General features: G+C 69.1%; 16 protein-coding genes. 5 read left to right on the top strand and 11 right to left on the bottom strand.

The window, feature by feature from the left end:
• Nucleotides 1–34: 34 nt before the first annotated feature.
• The 8 genes from JJL56_RS26075 to JJL56_RS26110 all read right to left on the bottom strand — a co-directional run bounded on the left by JJL56_RS26075 (nucleotide 35) and on the right by JJL56_RS26110 (nucleotide 11,683).
• A complete protein-coding gene (locus JJL56_RS26075) occupies nucleotides 35–2,209 on the bottom strand; it encodes a hypothetical protein (RefSeq protein ID WP_200486859.1) in 2,175 nt (724 codons plus the stop codon).
• Entirely contained in the window at nucleotides 2,206–3,507 is a 1,302-nt protein-coding gene (locus JJL56_RS26080) for a glycosyltransferase family 4 protein (protein WP_200486860.1), read from the bottom strand. Before JJL56_RS26080 ends, JJL56_RS26075 begins: the two co-directional genes overlap by 4 nt.
• On the bottom strand, nucleotides 3,504–4,331 hold the full coding sequence (locus JJL56_RS26085) for a class I SAM-dependent methyltransferase (protein ID WP_200486861.1): 828 nt from the start codon (nucleotides 4,329–4,331) through the stop codon (nucleotides 3,504–3,506). The genes JJL56_RS26080 and JJL56_RS26085 overlap by 4 nt, the downstream gene beginning before the upstream one ends.
• Nucleotides 4,332–4,335: 4 nt before the next feature.
• Nucleotides 4,336–6,687: a glycosyltransferase family 2 protein gene (locus JJL56_RS26090; RefSeq protein WP_200486862.1), complete on the bottom strand. Its 2,352-nt coding sequence runs from the start codon at nucleotides 6,685–6,687 to the stop codon at nucleotides 4,336–4,338.
• Nucleotides 6,688–6,761: 74 nt separating this feature from the next.
• The gene (locus JJL56_RS26095) at nucleotides 6,762–7,583 is read right to left on the bottom strand and encodes a calcium-binding protein (protein WP_200486863.1); all 822 of its coding nucleotides are present in this window, start codon (nucleotides 7,581–7,583) and stop codon (nucleotides 6,762–6,764) included.
• Between the two features lie 721 nt (nucleotides 7,584–8,304).
• Complete coding sequence (locus JJL56_RS26100; RefSeq protein ID WP_145624157.1) at nucleotides 8,305–8,520, bottom strand: hypothetical protein; 216 nt, start codon at nucleotides 8,518–8,520, stop codon at nucleotides 8,305–8,307.
• A 71-nt stretch (nucleotides 8,521–8,591) separates the two neighbouring features.
• Entirely contained in the window at nucleotides 8,592–9,965 is a 1,374-nt protein-coding gene (locus JJL56_RS26105; RefSeq protein WP_200486864.1) for an HlyD family type I secretion periplasmic adaptor subunit, read from the bottom strand.
• Nucleotides 9,962–11,683 carry a type I secretion system permease/ATPase gene (locus JJL56_RS26110; RefSeq protein ID WP_145624153.1) on the bottom strand — a complete coding sequence of 574 codons (1,722 nt, stop codon included), beginning with the start codon at nucleotides 11,681–11,683 and terminating at the stop codon, nucleotides 9,962–9,964. Before JJL56_RS26110 ends, JJL56_RS26105 begins: the two co-directional genes overlap by 4 nt.
• A gap of 501 nt (nucleotides 11,684–12,184) precedes the next feature.
• Between JJL56_RS26110 and galE the strand changes: the two genes are divergently transcribed.
• The 3 genes from galE to JJL56_RS26125 are packed head-to-tail and all read left to right on the top strand — an operon-like array spanning nucleotide 12,185 to nucleotide 14,984.
• The gene (gene galE / locus JJL56_RS26115) at nucleotides 12,185–13,204 is read left to right on the top strand and encodes a UDP-glucose 4-epimerase GalE (RefSeq protein WP_200486865.1); all 1,020 of its coding nucleotides are present in this window, start codon (nucleotides 12,185–12,187) and stop codon (nucleotides 13,202–13,204) included.
• Nucleotides 13,205–13,218: 14 nt separating this feature from the next.
• Nucleotides 13,219–13,755: a MarR family winged helix-turn-helix transcriptional regulator gene (locus tag JJL56_RS26120; RefSeq protein WP_145624147.1), complete on the top strand. Its 537-nt coding sequence runs from the start codon at nucleotides 13,219–13,221 to the stop codon at nucleotides 13,753–13,755.
• A 50-nt stretch (nucleotides 13,756–13,805) separates the two neighbouring features.
• A complete protein-coding gene (locus tag JJL56_RS26125) occupies nucleotides 13,806–14,984 on the top strand; it encodes a DUF2336 domain-containing protein (RefSeq protein ID WP_200486866.1) in 1,179 nt (392 codons plus the stop codon).
• 139 nt (nucleotides 14,985–15,123) lie between these two features.
• On the opposite strand, the gene JJL56_RS26130 is transcribed toward JJL56_RS26125, so the two are convergent.
• From JJL56_RS26130 to JJL56_RS26140, 3 genes are all read right to left on the bottom strand, one after another.
• Nucleotides 15,124–15,687 (bottom strand): TetR/AcrR family transcriptional regulator, encoded by a 564-nt coding sequence (locus tag JJL56_RS26130; protein ID WP_200486867.1) that lies wholly within the window; start codon nucleotides 15,685–15,687, stop codon nucleotides 15,124–15,126.
• Nucleotides 15,688–15,811: 124 nt separating this feature from the next.
• A complete protein-coding gene (locus JJL56_RS26135; protein WP_200486868.1) occupies nucleotides 15,812–17,368 on the bottom strand; it encodes a malonate--CoA ligase in 1,557 nt (518 codons plus the stop codon).
• A 91-nt stretch (nucleotides 17,369–17,459) separates the two neighbouring features.
• The gene (locus JJL56_RS26140) at nucleotides 17,460–18,155 is read right to left on the bottom strand and encodes a GntR family transcriptional regulator (RefSeq protein ID WP_200486869.1); all 696 of its coding nucleotides are present in this window, start codon (nucleotides 18,153–18,155) and stop codon (nucleotides 17,460–17,462) included.
• A 161-nt stretch (nucleotides 18,156–18,316) separates the two neighbouring features.
• Here JJL56_RS26140 and JJL56_RS26145 point away from each other — a divergent pair, with 161 nt between their 5' ends.
• Nucleotides 18,317–19,456 (top strand): isobutyryl-CoA dehydrogenase, encoded by a 1,140-nt coding sequence (locus JJL56_RS26145; protein ID WP_200486870.1) that lies wholly within the window; start codon nucleotides 18,317–18,319, stop codon nucleotides 19,454–19,456.
• Between the two features lie 44 nt (nucleotides 19,457–19,500).
• On the top strand, nucleotides 19,501–20,391 hold the full coding sequence (mmsB, locus tag JJL56_RS26150; RefSeq protein ID WP_200486871.1) for a 3-hydroxyisobutyrate dehydrogenase: 891 nt from the start codon (nucleotides 19,501–19,503) through the stop codon (nucleotides 20,389–20,391).
• Nucleotides 20,392–20,429 lie beyond the last annotated feature (38 nt).

Raw genomic sequence — 20,429 nt, forward strand, 5'->3', positions numbered from 1 at the left:
TCGAATGGGGCTGCTGGGGGAGGCTTCAGGGGACTCAGGCGGCGGCGCGGGCGGACCAGATGTCCTCGAAGCTCCAGCGGTCCACCATGGAGCCGGCGCGGCGCCAGCGGTCGGCGTGCGCGTCGCGCGGCTGCTCGTCCAGCGCCACCAGCGTGACGCGGGGCAGCCAGACGCAGGCCCCGCCCAGCGCGCGCAGGCGCAGGCAGAGATCCAGCCCCTTGTGGTCGGCCCCCATGTAGGACCCCATGGTGGCCAGCGCCCGGATCAGCGCGTCCTTGGGCAGCAGCGCGCATTCCGGGGCGGCGGCGTCCACCGTCGCCGCGTCCTGCTCCTTCAGCCAGTCACGCGGATAGCCGGCGAAGCGGCGCTCGAAGGTCTTGGTGCCGTCAGTACCCTCCACCGCCATGATGCCGGCGAAGCGGATCGAATGGTCCTCGTAGAGCAGGGTCGGGCTGACCATCACCGGCCCGCCGGACTTGCGCGACACCCGCTCCAGCGCCGACAGCCAGCCCTTCTCGGTCGGCAGGACCGAGGGGGAGAGCGTCAGCACCCTCTCGCCGCGGGCGTGGGGCAGGGCGGCGGCCATCGCCTCGAACGCGTCGGTGGCGTCCGGAGCGGCCACGAAGGTGACGGCCATGCGGTAGAAGGCGGCGGCCTGACGGACCGCCCCGCCCAGCCGCTCGTGCGTGCCGGCGGCGGCGACCACCAGCAGCTCGGTCTCGGCGAAGTCCGGGTCGATGGCGAGGCGGGCGATGTTGAGGTCCACGTCCTCCCGCGCGTCGGTCACCGGCAGGATCACCGAGACGCGCGGCGCCTTCACCGGGCGGCCCATCGGGTGCACGCCCGCCGACGGCGCGACACCGGAGCGGGCGCGGGCGGTGCGCAGCATCGGCCCGACATGGCGGGCGATCAGCGTGTCGATGGACGGGCTGTCCAGATTGACCAGCGACAGCATCCGACGCAGCGCTTCCGGCGCGGGGGGCAGGCAGCTCAGCGGCAGGAAGGCGAAGCGGTCGTCGGCCAGTTCCAGTTCCAGATGGAACTCGGCGCCCGGGGGCAGGCCCGACGGTTCGGCGGCGAAAGCGGTGAAGCCGTGCTGGTCCTGGCCGGGGATCATGCGCCCGGCGAACAGGCCGTCATGCTGGAAGGCCTCCGTCACGTCGCGGCGGGCGAGCCGCGACCAGCCCTCGTCCAGCCGGACGGCGACGCCCGGTCCCTTCAGCGTGACGGCGCGGACCTGCCGCGTCGGGTCGAGCAGCCAGCCGGCGACGAACAGCCCGGCCCCCGGCACGCGCAGCGCCATGTCCAGCCCGGTCCGCACCGGGATGTCGAGCCGCGACACCGTTTCCGCACCGTCGTAGCGCGACGCGGCGATGCGCGTCATCCGCTGGCGCGTCTCGGCGTCCTGGATGTTGCCCAGCATGTCGCGCACATGGGCGGAGGCCACACCGTCGGGTAGGATGGTGCGGTGCTCGAAGATCTCCAGATGACGCCAGCCTTCGGCGGCGCGGTAGTGGATGCGGCGGATGGAGGTGGGGAGCGGAGTCTGGTCGGTCAGCACCGCCATCACGCCCGACGCCTCCGGCGGCAGGTCGGGACGGGCGAAGGCCCCGGCGGTGGCGCGGTAGGCGGCGGTCTCCTCGGCCTCGATCAGGATCTTCTGTGCGCCGTTGCGGAAGCTGCGCGCCCAGCCCTGGAGCATCAGGCTGCCGTCGCGGAAGCGGCCGAACACCTCGGCGAAGCCGTCCGGCTGCGACACCTCCTGGGCGAGGCCCGAGAGCAGGCGCCCGATGCGGTCGGACTCGTTGTCCGCCCCCTCCTTCGAGGAGGCGGCGAGCTGGATTGCGAAGTCCAGCGCCAGGGCCAGCGCGCCGGGCTGGAAGCCCTTCAGCGCCGAGACGAGGTGCGACGGGTTGGTGCGGACGTTGGACAGGCGGGGCAGAACGAGACGTTCCCCCTTCTCGTCCGCCAGTTCGACGCGCGACGGGCGCATCTGGGCCAGCCCCGGCACGCGGATGCCGCCGAGGAACCAACGCTCGCCCTCCGCGTCGGCCCAGGAGCGTCCGGCGTAGCGGCCCTCCACCGACCCGTCGAGATGAACGGCGCCCTGCGCGGGCAGCGCCCGGTCGATGGCGCCGAACAGGACGAGCGTGTCGTCGTCAAGAAGAATGGCCGCCGTGATGTCGGCCTTGGTGATCGGTTCCTTCATACCGCGATGCTCCCCGCAATCGAGCCCTGCCCATGCGTTCCCCCCGGACCGTTCATTATGTCGTCATAGAGAATGACGTGTCTTTCAGCGGACTCCTCGGTCGTCGGAACCGCCGGCATGTTGGAGACGAGCCGGTCCCAGAGCCCCGGCTCGGTCATCGCGCGCGTCATCACGCGCGCCAGATCCGCGGCGTCCCCCGCCCGGAAATGCAGCCCGTCCACCCCGTCGGTCACCGATTCCGCCATGCCGCCGATGCCGCTGCAGATGACCGGGCGGCGGTGCTGGAAGGCTTCGCGGATGACCAGCGGGGCGTTCTCCCACCAGATCGACGGCATCACCACCCAATCGGCGGCGGCCATCAGTTCGGGCATCTCCTCGCGCCGGTAGGGACCGTGACGGACGGCGGTGCCGCGAGCGCCCTTGAAGCCCTGCTCGACCTTGTCCTTGAAGGCGTCGGTCTGGAACGGCGCGCCGCCATGGACGGCCAGAGTCAGGTCCTGCCCCTGCTTCTCCAGCCGGGCGGCGGCGTCCAGCGCGACCGTGATTCCCTTGAAGGGATTCAGGTTGCCGAAATAGGCGAAGGCGTTGCGCGGCGCACCCGTGGGCAGCGGCCGGTGCGGCGCCGGACGGACCGCCGGGCGCCCGTTCTCCATGACGGAGATGCTGTCCGGGTCGATGCCCCAGGCGATGTAGCGGTCGCGCAGGAAGGCGCTGGGCGCCAGGAAATGGTCGACCAGCCCGAACATTGCCTTGATGTGCTTCTCGCGCAGGACGAACTGGTCGGCCGGCCGGTCGGGGAAGCAGCGGTGGCAGGCGTCGGGCGAGGCCATGCGGCACAGGGCGTGGCCGTTCGTCGTCACCATCTGCCCGTCGTTGGCGCAGATCGGGTAGTAGTCGTGCAGCGTGTAGACGATCCGCGCCCGCGGGCAGACGTGGCGGATCAGGAACAGCATCTCCACACCCAGCAGCAGCGTGTGGTGGATGTGCACGATGTCCGGCTGAAAGGCGCGCAGCAGGTTCGACAGGTCCGGCACGATGCCGTGCAGGTCGATCTGGCTCTGGAAGAAGTGATCGAAATGCCCGGCCCACAGCACCACCTCGTCGGCGCTGCGGCCCAGCGTCTGGAGGTTGGTGCCGGGCTTGCGGTCGCGGTGGACGCCGTTGGTGCAGGCGAGGAACAGGGACTCCGCCCCCTTGGCCTTCAGGCTGCCGAACAGCTCGTGCGCGAAGATCTCCGTGCCGCCGGGGTGCAGGCTGGGGTGGTTGTGGGCGACGACGAGGACGCGGGGCAGGCTCATCGCGCGCCCTCCTTTTCCAGAACCAGGAGATCCTGGAAATTCTCGGCGTTGCGCTGCCCGCTCCAGTGGCCGCGCAGAATTGGGCGCGCCGGGCGCAGCCCCTGCGCCGCGAAGGTGTCCAGCAGGAAGGACTCGCTGTAGGCGACGGCGGCGTTCGGGTTGGCCTCGTCGGCGATGAACTCCGGCCCGGCGGCCTCAAGGAAGGCCGGGCGGGCGGTCTTCTTGGCGATGCCATCCCGCGCACGGGCGTCCACCAGGAACAGGCTGAGGAAGCAGCGCCCTCCCGGCTTCAGCACGCGGGCGATCTCCGCCGCGTAGCGCACCGTCTCCGCCGTCCGCAGATGGGTGATGACCGAGGTCAGGATCACGAAGTCGTGTCCGCCGTCCGGGAAGGGCAGGCGGGTCTGCGCCGCATCCTCCGCCCCGCCGGGGTTGTAGAGCGCGTTCGCCACGTCGAGCGTCCGGAAGTGGAACTCCGGATAGACCGGGGTGATCGTCTCCGCGCACCAGCGGATGCCGTCCTCGACGATGTCCACGCCGTCGTAGCTGGAATCGAGGTACTGGGTCAGCGGCACGGCCATGCGCCCGATGCCGCAGCCGATCTCCAGCACGCGGTGCTTCGGCTTCAGCCCGCCGACGCGCACGAAGTGGCGCAAGAACTCCGCCCCGATGGCCCGGAAGTCGCCGTCGCCGATGAACACGCGGTCCGGCGGCGGCACGGGCAGGAAGCGGTTGCGGGCGATCTGCGCGCACAGCCATTCCAGCCGCGGGTCGGTGTTGCGACGCAGGACGGCGAGGCGGCGCCCGGTCAGGATCTCGTTCATCAGGTCAGCTCCGGTTCCGGGTCGCGCGCCCGAACAGGCGGGATTTGCCCGGAACGGCAACGGGAAGGGCGGTGTCCGTGGGGGCGCCCGCCGACAGGGGGCGCATCAGGCTGTCCTCCAGCGCGGGCGGCGGCGGCGGCTCGTTCCAGTCGCGGGCGGCCAGCTCCTCCATCATCGCGGCCCAGCGGCGGGCGTGGAGCCAGCCGTTGTATTCGGAGGCGACGCCGCGGGTGTAGCCCTGGTGCCGGCTGATCGAGCGGCGCTCCAGATGGTACAGCTCGACCGAGGGGACGTAGCGGATGTCCAGCCCGGCCTTGCGGATGCGCAGGCAGAGGTCGGAATCCTCGTAGTCGCCGATGACGTAGTCCTCGCAGAAGCCGCCCACGGCGTCGAAGGTCTCGCGGGTCATCATCAGGCAGGCGCCGGTCACGCCGGGCACGCTGCGCTCCCGCCGGGCGGGCAGGAAGTCGCGCGGCAGGCCCTTGAAGAAGTGATGGTTATACCAGCGCCCGCGGACGTCGCGGTCGAAGTAGAGGCCGGCGTGCTGCAGGCTGTCGTCGTCGAACAGCAGCTTCGGCCCGACCGCCCCGGCCCCCGGCGCGCGCTCCAGCGCGGCGAGCAGGGCGGGCAGCCAGCCGGGCTGGTCGGGAATCACGTCGGAGTTCAGGAACAGGAGGGTCCGCCCGGCGGAGGCCGCGACGCCCGCGTTGTTGGCCGCCGAGTAGCCGTAGTTGGCCGGCTGCACCAGCACCCGCATCGGCAGGCCGTAGAGCGCGTGGAAGCCGTGCAGCATGTGCACCAGCTCGTCGCGCTGCTCCGGGCTGTCGAGTACGAAGATAAGCTCCGCCCCGGCCATGCCGGGATCGGTGGCGAAGCTGGAGAGCTGGAAGCGCAGGAACTCCAGCGCCTTGTAGAGCGGGATGATGACCGAGACGGCGGGCGTCTCCGGACCGCGCCCGAAGCCGACGGTTTCCGGCTCGCCGCGGCTCGCCATGTGGGCGGCGTGGAGCGGTGCCACGGCCGGGGCGATCACCGTTTCCAGAACCAGCGGAGTCGCGTGCTGCGGCGGCAGGCTGCCGAGCACCGCGGCGCGGGCGTCGGCGGGGGACAGCGGGCGCAGCGGCGGCACCAGCCAGATCGACCCGCCGGAGCCGAGGCGAAGTTCCGCGTGGACCTGAAGCGCCGCGGCGGGCTCGGGCGCGCCGGGCAGATAGGCGACGAAGCCGCTGCGGTCGGTGGACGGGGCGGTGCCGAACAGCTTCGCCACGTCCTCGCGCGGGAAACGGTGCTCCAGCACCTCCAGCCGACGCTCGCCGCCGAAGGGCGTGTGCACGGTGAGGCCGCCCGACAGGCCGTGCGGATCGTGCACCCAGCCGGCCAGGAACAGCCCGCCGTCACCGGTCGGCACCGCGAGGTCGAGGGCGGCGCCGATCGAGCGCTTGGCGTCGGCGACCTGCCGCTTGGGCAGCGGGGCGAGCACCTGGAGCTCGCGCACCGCCGCCGCCGCCGTGGCGTCCGACCGCCCGCGCCGGGCGAGCGCGTTCAGAATGTACTGGCGCAGCTCCAGCGGCGTGTCGCGGCGGGTGGACAGCCGCTCGGTCAGGCTCGGCAGGTTGGGTGCCACGGCCGAGAAGGCGCGGCAGGCCAGCCCGTTGCGGCCCAGCACCACCAGCAGGTTGCCCGGCGCGCACAGCGCCTTGTCGACCAGCAGCGACATTGCGGCGCGCCCGCGCCGGTCCAGAGCGGAGCCGACGCAGACGTCGAAGGGGGAGGGGCCGACGGCGCCCGGAGTGATGATGACCGCCCCCGTCACCTCGCCGAAGCCCGACGAGAGCGAACCGCCGCAGAGCAGAAGCTCGTCGGTCGCCAGGGCGCGGGCGACGAGCGGGGAGGGGGTGGGCGACAGCTCCAGCACCATGCGGCGGCAGACCGTGGCGAAGCCGCCGTCGCTGCGCAGCGCCGGGGTGGAGCGCGCGAAATCGAAGAGGAAACGGACCACTCGCAGCCGCGACGGCGCGTCGAGGCTGCCGAGCAGGAAGGCGGGGTCGGGGTCGGGAACCTGTGGTTCGGCCAGGACCTCCGCGACGACGCGGCCCTGGGCGACGAAACGGACGGGCGCACCGGAGGTCCGGGGCGCCCGCAGGATCGACAGCACCCGCTGCCCACCCCAGCTCGTCCGGACGGACAAGGTGGTGTAGGGGGGCCGGACCTCCTCGCCGTCGAGGGTGGGAACGACCCGGCCGGAGGGCTCCGGTCCGTCGCTCTCCCACGAGGCGAGCACGAAATCGTCGCCGAGCGCATGGAGCTGGGCGGACGCGATGGAGGCGGAGGCCGGCAGGACGGCGAGCACGGTCATGCGTTCCTTAGCCGGACCCATCGGCGGCGTGCATTCAGCACGCCGCCGGTCCGGTACCTGAGTGGGTTACGGCTTTAGTGAATGACGAAGAAGTCGTTCGGGTTGTTGTGAACTTCGTCGGCCGAAACGCCCTTCAGCATGATGCTGTCGCCGTTGCCGAGATCGATCATGGCGTTGCCGCCCATGTCGGTGACGCGGGCCGCCAGATCGGAGGCGTCGTTGATCTCCAGACCGTTGATGTTGCGCTCGATCTGCAGGACGTCCTCGCCCGCGCGGAAATCGAGAACCACGTCCTGGCCGCCGCCGCCGGAGAAGACGAAGATGTCGTTGCCGGCGCCGCCGACCAGCAGGTCGTTGCCCGCACCGCCGTCCAGAATGTCGTTGCCGTCGCCGCCGGACAGGAAGTCGTCGCCCTCGCCACCCTTCAGGATGTCGTCGCCGGTGCCGCCCATCAGGATGTCGTTGCCCGCACCGCCGTCCAGGTAATCGTTGTGGCCGCCGCCCGTCAGGACGTCGTCGCCGTTGCCGCCCTTCAGAATGTCGGCGCCGTCGCCGCCATTCAGGACGTCGTCACCATTGCCGCCGTCGAGGATGTCGTTGCCGCGGCCGCCGATCAGCACATCGTCGCCGTTGCCGCCGGACAGGTAATCGTCGCCGTCCCCGCCATCCAGCGTGTCGTTGCCGTTGGCGCCGTCGAGGACATCGGCCCCGCTGCCGCCGCCCAGAACATCGGCGCCGTTGCCGCCGAACAGGGCATCGCGCCCGTCGCCGCCCAGGATCGTGTCGGCGCCGTTGCCACCCATCAGGATGTCATCACCGTTGCCGCCGTCGATGAAGTCGCTGCCGTTGGTGCCGGTGACGATGTCGTCATAGTTGCCGCCAGGAAGGGTGGCCATGAATCATACTCCTTAACGATGGGATTCGGTGGGGTGGGTGATTTCCTACCCCGAAATGGCGAGGTACCCCCAAGCCTTTACCCAAATACCGTTCGGCAGGGCTGTGACAAAACTAAGGTCAAACCCAGGCAAATCTTGAGTTCATAGAGTCAAAACACAATAATCATCAACGTTCATTACGTCATTGCTGTCACCTTGGCTTCAAAGCCCTTCGAAAATCTAAACATCTAATTTTGTACGTCGCGGCAGATCGGCGTTTTTACGGCATCTTTCAAAGATGAAGACCCACAATTAACAAAAGAAACAAAATTGTTCGCTCGCAATACTTTTAAAGACGCCAGGAGGGCGTTTTTGCTGAAATTCGACAAAATGTCTTGAGTCGGCCCTTAAGTCCTATGCGTTTGGCTTAGGATTATGTCGTTGATCATTGCACTTCGGAGATGCCGCCGATGCTGCATCGCATTCAAAACCCCGGATCTTAAAAAATCCGGCGAGAAGGACAGGCGATTTTAAAAGCCGGAATTTGAAAGCGGGGGCGGAGCGGTGCGGTCCGTTTGGGAGCGCACGGCGTTCGAAAGGCGCTCCACGAGACGACCCGAACGGGCATTGCCCGAGGCCCGAGCCGTTCCGGCGACGCGCCGATGTCGGGCCGAACGCCGCCGGACGGCTGTGGGCGACGCCCCCGAGGGGACGAAAATTTTTATCTTGCGCCTGTGTCGGATCAGGCTTTCCCGGCCTCTGCGGCGTCCAGCGCGACCCGCGCCAGCTGCATCAGCTTGTCGTCGACCGCCGCCCGGTCATAGCCGGGGCTGTCGGCCAGCGAATCGCGCAGGCGCATGGCGATGAACTCGCCGGTGTGGTGCTTGTCGTAGAGATGGACGTCGCCGATGGCGTCGGCGACGCGCTTCAGGGTGTTCCGGTCCCATTGGGTGGTCATGCTCGCACGCTCCTTTTCCTGCCTGCTGGGCAACGGGGGAGCGTGCGAAATGATCCGGTGCGGCGGCGAGGTCAGTTCTCGCGGAAGGCGCGGTTCATGCCGTCGGTCAAGGGGCTCAGGAAATACTCGATGGCCTTGCGGGTGTGCCCGTGGATCATCACCTCGGTCGGCATGCCGGGATGCAGGTCGACGTTCGGCAGGGCCTTCAGCGCCGCTGCGTCGAGGCTGATCCGGGCGAGGAAATAGGCCTGCCCGGTGCGCTCGTCCTCGAGCTGGTCGGCGGAGAGGGTGAGGACCTTCCCCTGCACCGGCGGAACCAGCCGCTGGCGGTAGCCGACCAGCCGCACCATGGCGCTGCCGCCCACGTCGATGTTCTGCACGTCGGCGGGGGCGACGCGGGCCTCGACGATCAGCCCGTCGTCCTGGGGGACGATGTCGAGGATGCCCTGGCCGGCCGGGATGACGCCGCCCGTCGTGTAGAAGCGCAGGTTGGTGACCCGGCCCGCCTGGGGGGCGACCAGCTCCTGGCGCTTCAGCACGTCCCCGGCGCTGCGCAGCCGCTCCGACAGGTCCGACACGGTGGCCTGGATGGTCTGAAGCTCGTTCCCGACCTCCGACCGGCGGGTGTTGCCGAGGTTGATGATCTCCAGCTCCGCCCCGGCGATGCCCTGCTCGGCCTTCGACTTGTCGGCCTGGATCTCGCCCAGCCGGCCCCTGGTGTCGGCGACGTTGCGCTGAAGCTCCAGCATGCGCGGCTTGCGCTCGTAGCCCTTGGCGAGAAGCGTCTCGACGATCCGCAGCTCCTCCTGGGTGTAGCGCAGCCGGTCGTTGGCGGCGACGCGCTGCGACTCCAGCGCCACCAGCTCGTCGCGGAGCTGCCCGATGCGCTTGCGCTGGATGGAGATCTGCCCCTGATAGGCGTCGCGCCGCGATTCGAACAGGCGCTGTTCGGCGGCCAGGGCCTCGGCGGCGACGGAGCTGGTCTTGGCGGCGGCCACCAGCTCGTCGGCGTAGACCGGAGCCTTGGCGTCGGTCTGCTCGGCGCGCAGCCGGGCCAGCCGGGCCAGCGAGGTCCAGTACTGCCCGTGAAGCTGGGCGACCACCGCGCCGCTCTGCGTGGTGTCGAGCCGCAGCAGGACCTGCCCGGCCGTCACCAGATCGCCGTCCTTGACCAGAAGTTCGCTGAGGATGCCGCCCTCCAGATGGGAGACGGTCTTGCGGTGGCTTTCCACCATGATGGTGCCCGGCGCGATGGCCGCGCTGTCCAGGCTGGCGGTGAAGGCCCAGCCGAAGAAGCCGCCGAAGCCGATGGCGACGGCCAGCGCCCCCGCCAGCGCCGTGCCGCGCAGCGTCGGCTCTTGCGGCGTCACGTCGATGACCGGCGCCCAGGCGGCGGTGAGGGGGGACGGCGCGTTCGCCGGCTGGGAAATCGTCGTGTCGGTCATGCGGATTCTCCCGTCCGGACCAGCCGGGCCACCTTCACGGCGCCGCCGGGCTGGACCATCTTCAGCACGTCGGTGCGTTCACCGAAATGCTCGACCATGCCGTCCTTGAGGACGAGCAGCTTGTCGGCGACCGACACGATGGAGGGGCGGTGGGCGACCATCACGATGGTGGCACCGTCGCGGCGCGCGTGGTTGATCGCGGTCAGCAGCGCCTGCTCGCCCTCGTGGTCGAGGTTGGAGTTCGGCTCGTCCAGCACGATCAGGCGGGGCTTGCCGAACAGCGCGCGGGCCAGCGCGATGCGCTGCCGCTGGCCGCCGGACAGGGCGAAGGCGTTCTCGCCGACCGGCGTGTCGTAGCCGAAGGGCAGGCGCCCGATCATGTCGTGGACTCCAGCCAGCCGGGCGGCGCGCACGATCTCCGCCGGGTCGGCCTGGGCCATGCGGGAAATGTTCTCGCCGATGGTGCCGTCGAGCAGCGCCACCGACTGAGGGACGTAGCCGACATACTGGCCGAAGCTCTCGCGCTCCCACAGGAAGGTGCTGGTGCCGTCCAGGTAGATGCCCCCGGCGGTGGGCTCCCAGATGCCGACGAGCAGGCGGGCGAGCGTCGATTTGCCGGCCCCCGACGGCCCGATGATCCCCAGCACCTCCCCCGGCTCCAGCGCGAAGGAGACGCCGCGCAGCACCGGGCGCTGCAGGCCCTTCGGCACATGGCTGACGCGGTCGACGGTCAGGCGCCCGTCGGGGCGGGGCAGCGGCATGGTGCTGCGCCGCGCGCCCTCGCCGTTCAGAAGCTCGCGGATGCGCTTGTGGGCGGTCTGGGCGACGACCCACTGCCGCCAGTTCTCCACCAGATGCTCGAAGGGCTGGAGCAGGCGGGCCATGATGATGCCGGTGGCGATCATGCTGCCCGGCGACGCCTCGTTCCGGATGACCAGCGCCGCGCCCGCGGAGATGGTGGCGATCTGCAGGATCAGGCGCAGCGAGCGGGAGGCCGAGGCCATGCCGCGCGACAGCACCACGCCGCGGTCGATCAGCGAGGCGGAGCCGATCTGCGCCATCTGCCAGCGCCGGGCCAGCGGCGGCAGCATGCCCATGGCCTCGATGGCCTCGGCGTGACGGACGGTGCTGGCGACGTCGGCGAAGACCTTGGCCGACGCCTCGTTCGCGTCGGCGATGGGGCGGCGGGTCAGCGCGTCGGTCAGCGCGTTCATGGTCAGCAGCAGCAGCGCCGACCCCACCGCGATCCAGCCGTAGATCGGGTGCAGGATGAACAGGATGACCAGGAAGATCGGCGTCCACAGCAGGTCCAGCGGCACCACCACGGCGTTGCTGGTCATGAAGTTCCGCAGGTCGTTCAGGTCGCGCATCGTCTGGCCGGCGTTGCGCGTTCCGCCGCCCAGCGCGTCCACGATGGCGGCCTGAAGCGCCGGCACGTTGAAGCGGTGCGCGATCACCGCCCCGCAGACCAGGAAGGCGCGCGCCCGGATGAAGTCCAGCACACCGTACAGCACCAGCCCGCCCACGGAGATCACCGCGAGCATGGTCAACGTTTCCAGGCTTCGGCTGCTCATCACGCGGTCGTACACCTGCATCGTGTAGAGCGGCACCACCAGCATCAGGATGTTGACGAAGAAGGTGAGGGCGCCGGCCAGCAGCAGGCCGCGTCCGATCTTCCGGTAGGCTTGGGTCAGCAGGGTCCGATCCGTACCGCTCATGCCGATTCCTTTTCTTGCGTCCTGCGTTCCGGCCGCGTTCCGGAGTCCCGCGTTCTCAGGTTTGGGGGCGGGCCATGAAGCCGGTCATGCAAAGGGTTTCATGGTTAACGAAATGTTGAGATGCGGCCGCGTCGCATGAACTCCTTTTGAGACGAAGTCCGGACAAAGGCCGCCCATTGCGGGAAGACTGGTCCCGCGCCATTTCCGCTTACGTCCGACGCTGCGCTGCGGCGTGTGACAACTTTGAGCCCTTACCCCGTCCGACAACGATCGAAAGAGGTATTTGCAGCGCTGTAAAATGTTGTTCCAAAACATTTTTCCGATCACACGCCGAGCCTTGCGCGGTGCCCATGTCTCTTTTTCGTCAACTGGCCTTCCGTCTGAATTGACGGCATGGTGCATCGCGGAACTCTTGCACTTGCCACCGGGGGATGTACGATCCTTTGATGCCGGCGGGTGCCTGGACTGACGAATATTTCTCAAATCCAAGGAATATTTACGATGAACACGCCCCAGACCGTACTCGTGACCGGCGGTGCCGGCTATGTCGGCAGTCACTGCGTGGCCGAACTGCTCGACCGCGGCTTCCGGGTCGTCGTGCTCGACAACCTGCGCCAGGGCCACCGCGCCGCCGTGCCGTCCGACGCCGCCTTCGTGGAGGCCGACCTTGCCGACATGGACGCGCTGACCCGTGTCTTCGCCGAATGGCGCTTCGACGCGGTGTTCCATTTCGCCGCCCTGTCGCTGGTCGGTGAATCGATGCGGGACCCGCATCTCTATCTGCACGGCAACACCGTCAACTCGCTGAACCTGATCCGCGCGGCGACCACGGCCGGTGTGCGCAAGATGGTCTTCTCCTCGACCGCCAACCTGTTCGGCACGCCGGAGCGCCTGCCGATCGACGAGGAAACCACCATCGACCCCGGCAGCCCCTACGGCGAATCCAAGTTCTTCATTGAGCGCGCTCTGCATTGGGCGGACCGCTGCCACGGCCTGCGCTCCGCCTGCCTGCGCTACTTCAATGCCGCCGGCGCGCATCCGAACGGGATCATTGGCGAGGACCATCACCCGGAAACCCACCTGATCCCGCTGGTGCTCGACGCGGCCAGCGGCCGGCGCTCGCACATCGAGATCTTCGGCGATGACTACCCGACGCCGGACGGCACCTGCGTGCGCGACTACATCCATGTCTGCGACTTGGCCGATGCGCATCTGCGGGTGCTGCCGGCGTTGGAGACGCGGAGCGTCCGCTTCAACCTGGGCAACGGCACGGGCTACAGCGTCCGCGCGGTGATCGAGGCGACGGAGCGCGTCACCGGCCTGACGGTCCCGGTGAAGGTCGGGCCGCGCCGCGCCGGCGATCCGGCGGTGCTGATCGCCTCGTCGGAGCGCATCCGGAGCGAGCTTGGTTGGACCCCGCGCTTCCCCGATCTGGACAGCATCATCGGCAGCGCGTGGGACTGGCGCCGCCGTCATCCGGGCGGCTACCGCGGTCCGGCCCTGGCGCAGGCCGCCGAGTGACGGAGAAAAGAGGGATGAGCACGCAGCGCCGGGCGGGTGCCGAATCCAAGCCGGCCGAAACCAAACCGGATGCCATCGATGCGGCGGAACTGGCCGAGTATCACGGGCTTGCCCGGTTGATCGAGCGGATGCACCGCCGGTTCCTCGACGTCGTGCGGGCCGGCCTGCTGCGTCAGGGGATCGACGACATCGGGCCGGTTCAGGCGCTGATGGTCATGCTGATCGGCGACGACGAACCGTCGGTCCGCGACCTGATGGAGCGCGGTTACTATCTGGGGTCCAACGCGTCCTACAGCCTGAAGATCCTGGTGGAGGCCGGCTACATCGACCGCGGCGCCAGCCAGCGCGACCGCCGCACGGCCCGCCTGCGCCTGACCGACAAGGGGCGGACGCTGCGCGACGAGCTGTTCACGCTGGAGCAGGTGCAGGCCACCGCGCTGGTCCGCAACGAGGCGGAGGCGGCCGACCTGAAGGCCGCCTACCGCACGCTGCGCCGGCTCGACCGCATCTGGGGCGACATGGTCCGCTACGCCGGCCAGGGCCTCGATTGAGTGGCTCGATTGAAACGCCTTATGCATCTTTCATCCGCAGGCATCCGCACATGAGCGACTCATCCCTGTCCATCCGCGACGTCGAGCGTCTGCTCGAATCCTCGTCGGCGGAGGCCCGCATCGACACGATGCGGAAGCTGGCCGGCGATCTGGAGAAAGGCGGGCTGACCGACGCCGAGCGGTCGCTGGCTTTGGAGGTCATGCACTGCTTCGCCGCCGACGCCCAGGTCGCGGTGCGCGAGGCGGTGGCCTGGCAGATCCGCAACAACGCCATGCTGACCGCGGAGCTGGCCGAGCGGTTGGTGAAGGACGTGGCCCGCGTGGCCTTCCCGATCCTGCGCGACGCCGGAAGCCTCAGCGACGAGCTGCTGCTCGACGTGCTGGCGGACCCCGACGCCGGCAAGCACATGGCCGTCGCCAACCGCCACACCGTGTCGGCGCGGGTGGCCGGGGCCGTCGTCGAAACCGGCAATGTCGCGGTGGTGACCGCGCTGCTGCGCAACCCCGGCGCCGAATTGGCGGAACCGGCGCTGCACCGGGCCTTGGACCGGTTCGGCCGGGTGCGCATGGTCAGCGAGGCCGCGGCAACCCGCCCCGGCCTGCCGCTGGCCGTGGTGGAACGGCTGGTCGCCTTCGTCTCCGACGCGGTGCGCGCCACGCTGGCCCACAGCCATGGCCTGTCCAAGGATCTGGTGGACCGGCTGGCCAACCGCGGCCGCGAGTCGGCGACGCTGCGGCTTCTGCGCCCGGCGCTGCGCGGCAACGAGGATGTGGAGGCGGTGGCCCGCTGGCTGCATGCCAACGGGCGCTTCACCGCGGCGCTGCTGTTCCGCGTGCTGTGCGCGGGCGACGTCGCGCTGTTCGCGGCGGGGCTGGGGGCGAAAGCCGGCATCCCGGCGGAGAACGCCCGCAAGCTGGCCTGGGACGACGGGGCGCTTGGGCTGCGGGCGGTGCTGAAGAAGGCGTCGGTCGCGCCGGTCCTGGTGCCGCCCTTCCAGGTGGCGATCGCCACCGCCAAGCGCATGGGCTACGAGGGCAGCGACAACCGCCGTGACGATTTCCAGGCGGAGGTCATGGCCGACCTGTTCGCCGCCCTGACCCCGACGAACGAGTGGGGGGTGGATGAACTGCTGCTGCAACTGTTCGACGGCGCGTCGGACGAGGTGATCGACCGTGCGCTGGATCAGGCGGGCTTGCCCTTCGCGCCGGTGCGCGGGACGGGGACGTGAAGGTGGGGTTGTCGCGACGCTTGCCCCCACCCTGACCCTCCCCCGCTGGGCGGGGGAGGGAATAAAACTCCCTCTCCTGCGATAGCGGGGGAGGGAAGGGGCCCGCGGCGAAGCCGTGGGAAGGGTGGGGGCAACGCGCCTACACCCCCTCCGGCACCAGCACCTTCCCGCAGATGTCCCGCGCTTTCTCGAACCGATCCGGCGCGGCGGAGCGGGCGAGCAGCCCTTCCCCGAAGATGAACGAGTAGAACAGATACGCCCGCGCGAAGGCGTCGTCGGGGTCCAGCCCCATGCCGACGAACAGGTCCGACACGCAACGCAAACGTTCGCGGTCGACCTCCGCCACGATCTCGGATGCGCGGGGGTCGCGGCGCGCCCAGTCGCGCATCGCCAGTTCGATGGCGATGCCGCGCGGGTTGCTGCTGCCGCCGTACAGCGACAGCACGTAGCGCAGCCCTTCGGCGGGCGTGCGGCCGTCCAGCCGGGTCTGCGCCTTGATCGCCTCGATGCGGCCGGTCTTCCAACCCTCCAGCATCGCCTCCACCAACTCCATCCGGTCGCGGAAGTGCCAGTAGAAGCTGCCCTTGGTCACCTTCAGCCGCTTGGCCAGAAGCTCGACCCGCACCTGCTCGACGCCGCCTTCCGCCAGGGCGGAAAAGGCGGCGGACAGCCAGGATTCGCGGTTCAGCGTCTTCGCTTCCATCGGTAACACTCCGGAGACCATACGGCAGCGTATCGAGTCGCCGATGGCCTGTCCACAACCCGCCGGGTGGAAAAAGCGCTGAACCTTATACGGATTTGACCGGCGAGGGGAAGCCGGGCGCGCCTCAGCGCGCCTTTGCCGCGGTGAACAGGTCCTTGTGGGCGTCGCGCAGCAGGTTCTTCTGCACCTTGCCCATGGCGTTGCGCGGCAGCTCTTCCATGAAGAAGACGCGCTTGGGCACCTTGAAGTTAGCGAGCTGCTCCTTGCAGACGGCAATCACCGCGGCCTCGTCCGGGGTGGCGGCGCTGGGCTTGCGCAGGACGACGGCGGTCACCGCCTCGCCGAAGTCGGGGTGAGGCACGCCGACCACCGCCGATTCGACCACCCCGTCGATGCCGTCGATCACCGTCTCGACCTCCTTCGGGTAGACGTTGAAGCCGCCGGAGATGATGAGGTCCTTGGCCCGCCCGACGATGTGGACATAGCCGCGCCCGTCCACCTTGCCGACGTCGCCGGTGATGAAGAAGCCGTCCGGCTTGATCTCCTGCTTCGTCTTCTCGGGCATCCGCCAGTAGCCGGAGAAGACGTTCGGCCCGGCCACCTCGATGATGCCGATCTCGTCGGTGCCGAGGCTCGCGCCGGTCTCCGGGTCGACGACGCGCACGGAGACCTCCGGCAGTGGGAAGCCGACCGTGCCGGGGATGCGGTCGCCGTCCAGCGGGTTGGAGGTCAGCATGCCGGTCTCGGTCATGCCGTAGCGTTCCAGGATGGCGTGGCCGGTGCGGGCGGAGAACTCCTTGTGCGTGTCGGCGAGCAGCGGCGCCGAGCCGGAGACGAACAGCCGCATGTGCGCCGTCGCCTCGCGCGTCAGGCCGGGGTGGGCGAGCAGGCGGGTGTAGAAGGTCGGCACACCCATCATCACCGTGGCGCGCGGCAGCAGCCCCATGACCTGATCGGCGTCGAACTTCGGTAGGAACAGCATGGAGGAGCCGTTCAGCAGCACGCAGTTGGTCGCCACGAACAGGCCGTGCGTGTGGAAGATCGGCAGGGCGTGCAGCAGCACGTCGTCCGGCTGGAAACCCCAGTATTTGTGCAGCGTCAGCGCGTTGGAGCCGAGGTTGCGGTGGCTCATCATCGCGCCCTTCGACCGCCCGGTGGTGCCGGAGGTGTAGAGGATCGCGGCGAGATCGTCGGCCTCGGCCGGGACGGTCGTGAAGTCCGTGCCCTTGCCGGCGGCCTGCTCCGGCAGCGTGCCCTCGCCATGGGTGCCGAGCGTCAGCAGATGGGCGACCTTGGCCTTGTCGGCGACCTCACGCAGCGCGTCGGCGGATTCGGGGCGGGCGACGAAGACGTGCGGCTCGGCGTCGGTCAGGAAATACTCGACCTCCGCCTTGGTGTAGGCCGGGTTCAGCGGCAGGAAGACGCCGCCCGCCCGCACGGTGGCGAGGTAGAGGATGATGTTCTCGACCGACTTCTCCACCTGGACGGCGACCCGGTCGCCCTTCTTCAGGCCGAGGTCGGCGAGCAGATTGGCGTAGCGGCCGGTCAGCGCTTCCAGGTCGCCGTAGGTGACGGTGCGGGCGTTGGCGGTGCCGGGCTCGGTCTCGGCGAAGGGGCGGCTGCGGTCCGCCGGAAAGCGGGAACGGAACAGCTCGAACAGATTGCCACCCACGTCGGACATTGCGATTCCCTCCATGCACCCGGTGATCCGGTGCCCAGGGTTTAGCACGGGCGCCCACCGTCGGCCACATTTTTGTATACGGAAGACCGGGTTATTGTATTTCGTTTCCGCCCATGATGGACACGAACTCGGTGAAGATGTCGATCTGGATGGTCACGTGACGCCGCATGGCGGCGTAGGCGCCCTCCGGGTCTCCGGCCAGGATCGCCTCCACCACGTCGTCATGCTCCTTGAAGCTGTCCTTGACGCGGTAGGGGTGGTTGAGCTGGTAGCGGCGGTAGGGGGCCAGCCGGGCGAACAGCCCCCGCGCGATCTCCTGCAGCGGCTCGTTGTGGCTGCCCGCCTGGACCGCCTCGTGGAAGGAGCGGTTCACCGCGTAATAGGCGTCCAGCTCCCGCGCCTCCATATGCGCCTTCGAGGTGTCGTGCAGGTGTTTCAGCGCCTGCTTCTCCTCCTCCGACATGCGGCGGGCGGCGAAGCGGGCGCACAGCCCCTCGATTTCCGACATCACCTCAAACATCTGCACCATGCGGTGCAGCTTCAGCGGCGCCACCACCGCCCCCTGGCGCGGCTGCTTCTCCACCAGCCCGGCGTGGACGAGTTGCAGGATCGCCTCGCGGATCGGGGTGCGGGAGATGTTGAAGCGCTGGGCGAGGCTCTCCTCGTCCAACCGCGTTCCGGGGCGCAGGCGGCCCAGGAAGATGTCCTCCTCGATGGCGAGCCGCACCTCGTCGGCGCGGGTGACACCCTTATCGGTGGTCTTGCTGGCGGCAATCCGGTCGCTCATCCCGAGCGTGTCCCCTTCCTCGTCCGCGGCCTTCCGCCGCCCCCGTCTCTGTATACAAGAGATGGACAGCGCGTATCCAGCATGATAGTCCTTCCACCCAACAATGAGAACCGGAGATCCGTCATGGACTCCGGGCCACTGCGGTTCTGGGGAGGATGCGCATGGATTTTGCGCTTTCGGAGGAGCAGCAGGCGTTCCGCGACACGGCGCGCGATTTCGCGCAGCAGGAAATGGCGCCGAACGCCGCGCACTGGGATGAGAACAGCGTCTTTCCCGTCGACACCCTGCGGCAGGCCGCAGCACTCGGCTTCGCCGGCATCTATGTGGGGGAGGAGTTCGGCGGTTCCGGCCTCGGGCGACTGGACGCGGCGCTGATCTTCGAGGAGCTGTCGGCGGCCTGCCCGTCCACGGCGGCCTACATCTCCATCCACAACATGGCCTCCTGGATGATCGACCGCTTCGGCAATCCGGAGCAGCGCGCCCGCTTCCTGCCGGCGCTGACCACCATGGAACATTTTGCCAGCTATTGCCTGACCGAGCCGGGGGCGGGATCCGACGCCGCCGCGCTGCGCACGCGGGCGGAGCGGGACGGCGACCATTACGTGCTGAACGGCTCGAAGGCCTTCATCTCCGGCGGCGGCACCTCGGACGTCTATGTCTGCATGGTCCGCACCGGCGAGCCCGGTCCCAAGGGAATCTCCTGCATCGTCGTGGAGAAGGGCACGCCGGGCCTGTCCTTCGGCAAGCAGGAGCACAAGCTCGGCTGGAAGAGCCAGCCGACCGCCGCGGTCATCTTCGAGAACTGCCGCGTGCCCGTCGCCAACCGCATCGGCGAGGAGGGGGAGGGCTTCCGCATCGCCATGAAGGGGCTGGACGGCGGCCGCCTGAACATCGCAGCCTGCTCGGTCGGCGGGGCGCGCTTCTGCCTGGAGCAGGCCATCGCCTACACCACGGAGCGCAAGCAGTTCGGCAAGCCGCTGAACGCCTTCCAGGCCTTGCAGTTCAAGCTGGCCGACATGGCGACGGAGCTGGACGCCGCCCGGCTGATGCTCCACCGCGCCGCCGCCAGCCTCGACGCCGGATCGCCGGAGGCGACCGCCCATTGCGCGATGGCCAAGCGTTTCGCCACCGATGCGGGGTTCCAGGTGGTGAACGAGGCGCTGCAGCTTCACGGCGGCTACGGCTACATCAAGGAGTACCCGATCGAGCGGATTTTCCGCGACCTGCGGGTTCACCAGATTCTCGAAGGCACCAACGAGATCATGCGCGTCATCATCGCCCGCCACCTGACCGGCGGCTGACGGCAGCACAATAAGACGGCATCAAAAAGACGAGGGGAAACGCTATGGCGACGATCGCCTTTATCGGGCTGGGCAACATGGGTGCGCCGATGATGCGCAACCTGCTGAAGGCCGGCCACTCCGTCCTGGCCTTCGACCTGTCGGAAGCCGCCTGCACCGCCGCGCGCGACGCCGGCGCCACCATCGCCGCCGGCCCCGGCGCCGCGGCGGGGGAGGCCGAGGTGGTGGTGACCATGCTGCCCGCTGGCAAGCATGTGCGCGAGGTCTACACGGCACCCGACGGCATCATCGCCAAGGCCAAGCCGGGCAGCCTGTTCATCGACAGCTCCACCGTGGACGTCGACAGCGCCCGCGCCGTCGCCACGGCGGCGGAGGCGGCGGGCCACGCCATGGTCGACGCGCCGGTGTCCGGCGGCGTCGGCGGGGCCGAGGCGGCGACGCTGACCTTCATGGTCGGCGGCAGCGACACCGCCTTCCGCCGCGCCGAGCCGATCCTGTCGGCGATGGGCAAGGCCATCGTGCACACCGGCGGGCCGGGCAACGGCCAGGCGGCGAAGATCTGCAACAACATGATCCTCGGCATCTCGATGCTCGGCGTGTCGGAGGCCTTCGCGCTCGCCGAGAAGCTGGGGCTGGAGTCGCAGAAGCTGTTCGACGTGGCGTCGAAATCGTCGGGCCAGTGCTGGTCGCTGACCAGCTATTGCCCGGTGCCGGGTCCGGTCCCGACCTCGCCGGCCAACCGCGACTACCAGCCGGGCTTCGCCGCCGCGCTGATGCTGAAGGACCTGAAGCTGGCGGTGGAGGCCGGGCAGAGCACCGGCAGCCCGCTGCCGCTCGGCGGCGAAGCCGCGCAGATGTACGCGCTGTTCTGCAACGCCGGTTTCGGGGGGAAGGACTTCTCCGGCATCGTCAATCTGCTGCGCGGGAAGCCGTAAGGGCGGTCACGTTGCCCCCTCCCTAACCCTCCCCCGCT

It is taken from the genome of Azospirillum aestuarii (assembly GCF_016632405.1).
Classification (GTDB): Bacteria; Pseudomonadota; Alphaproteobacteria; order Azospirillales; family Azospirillaceae; genus Azospirillum; species Azospirillum aestuarii.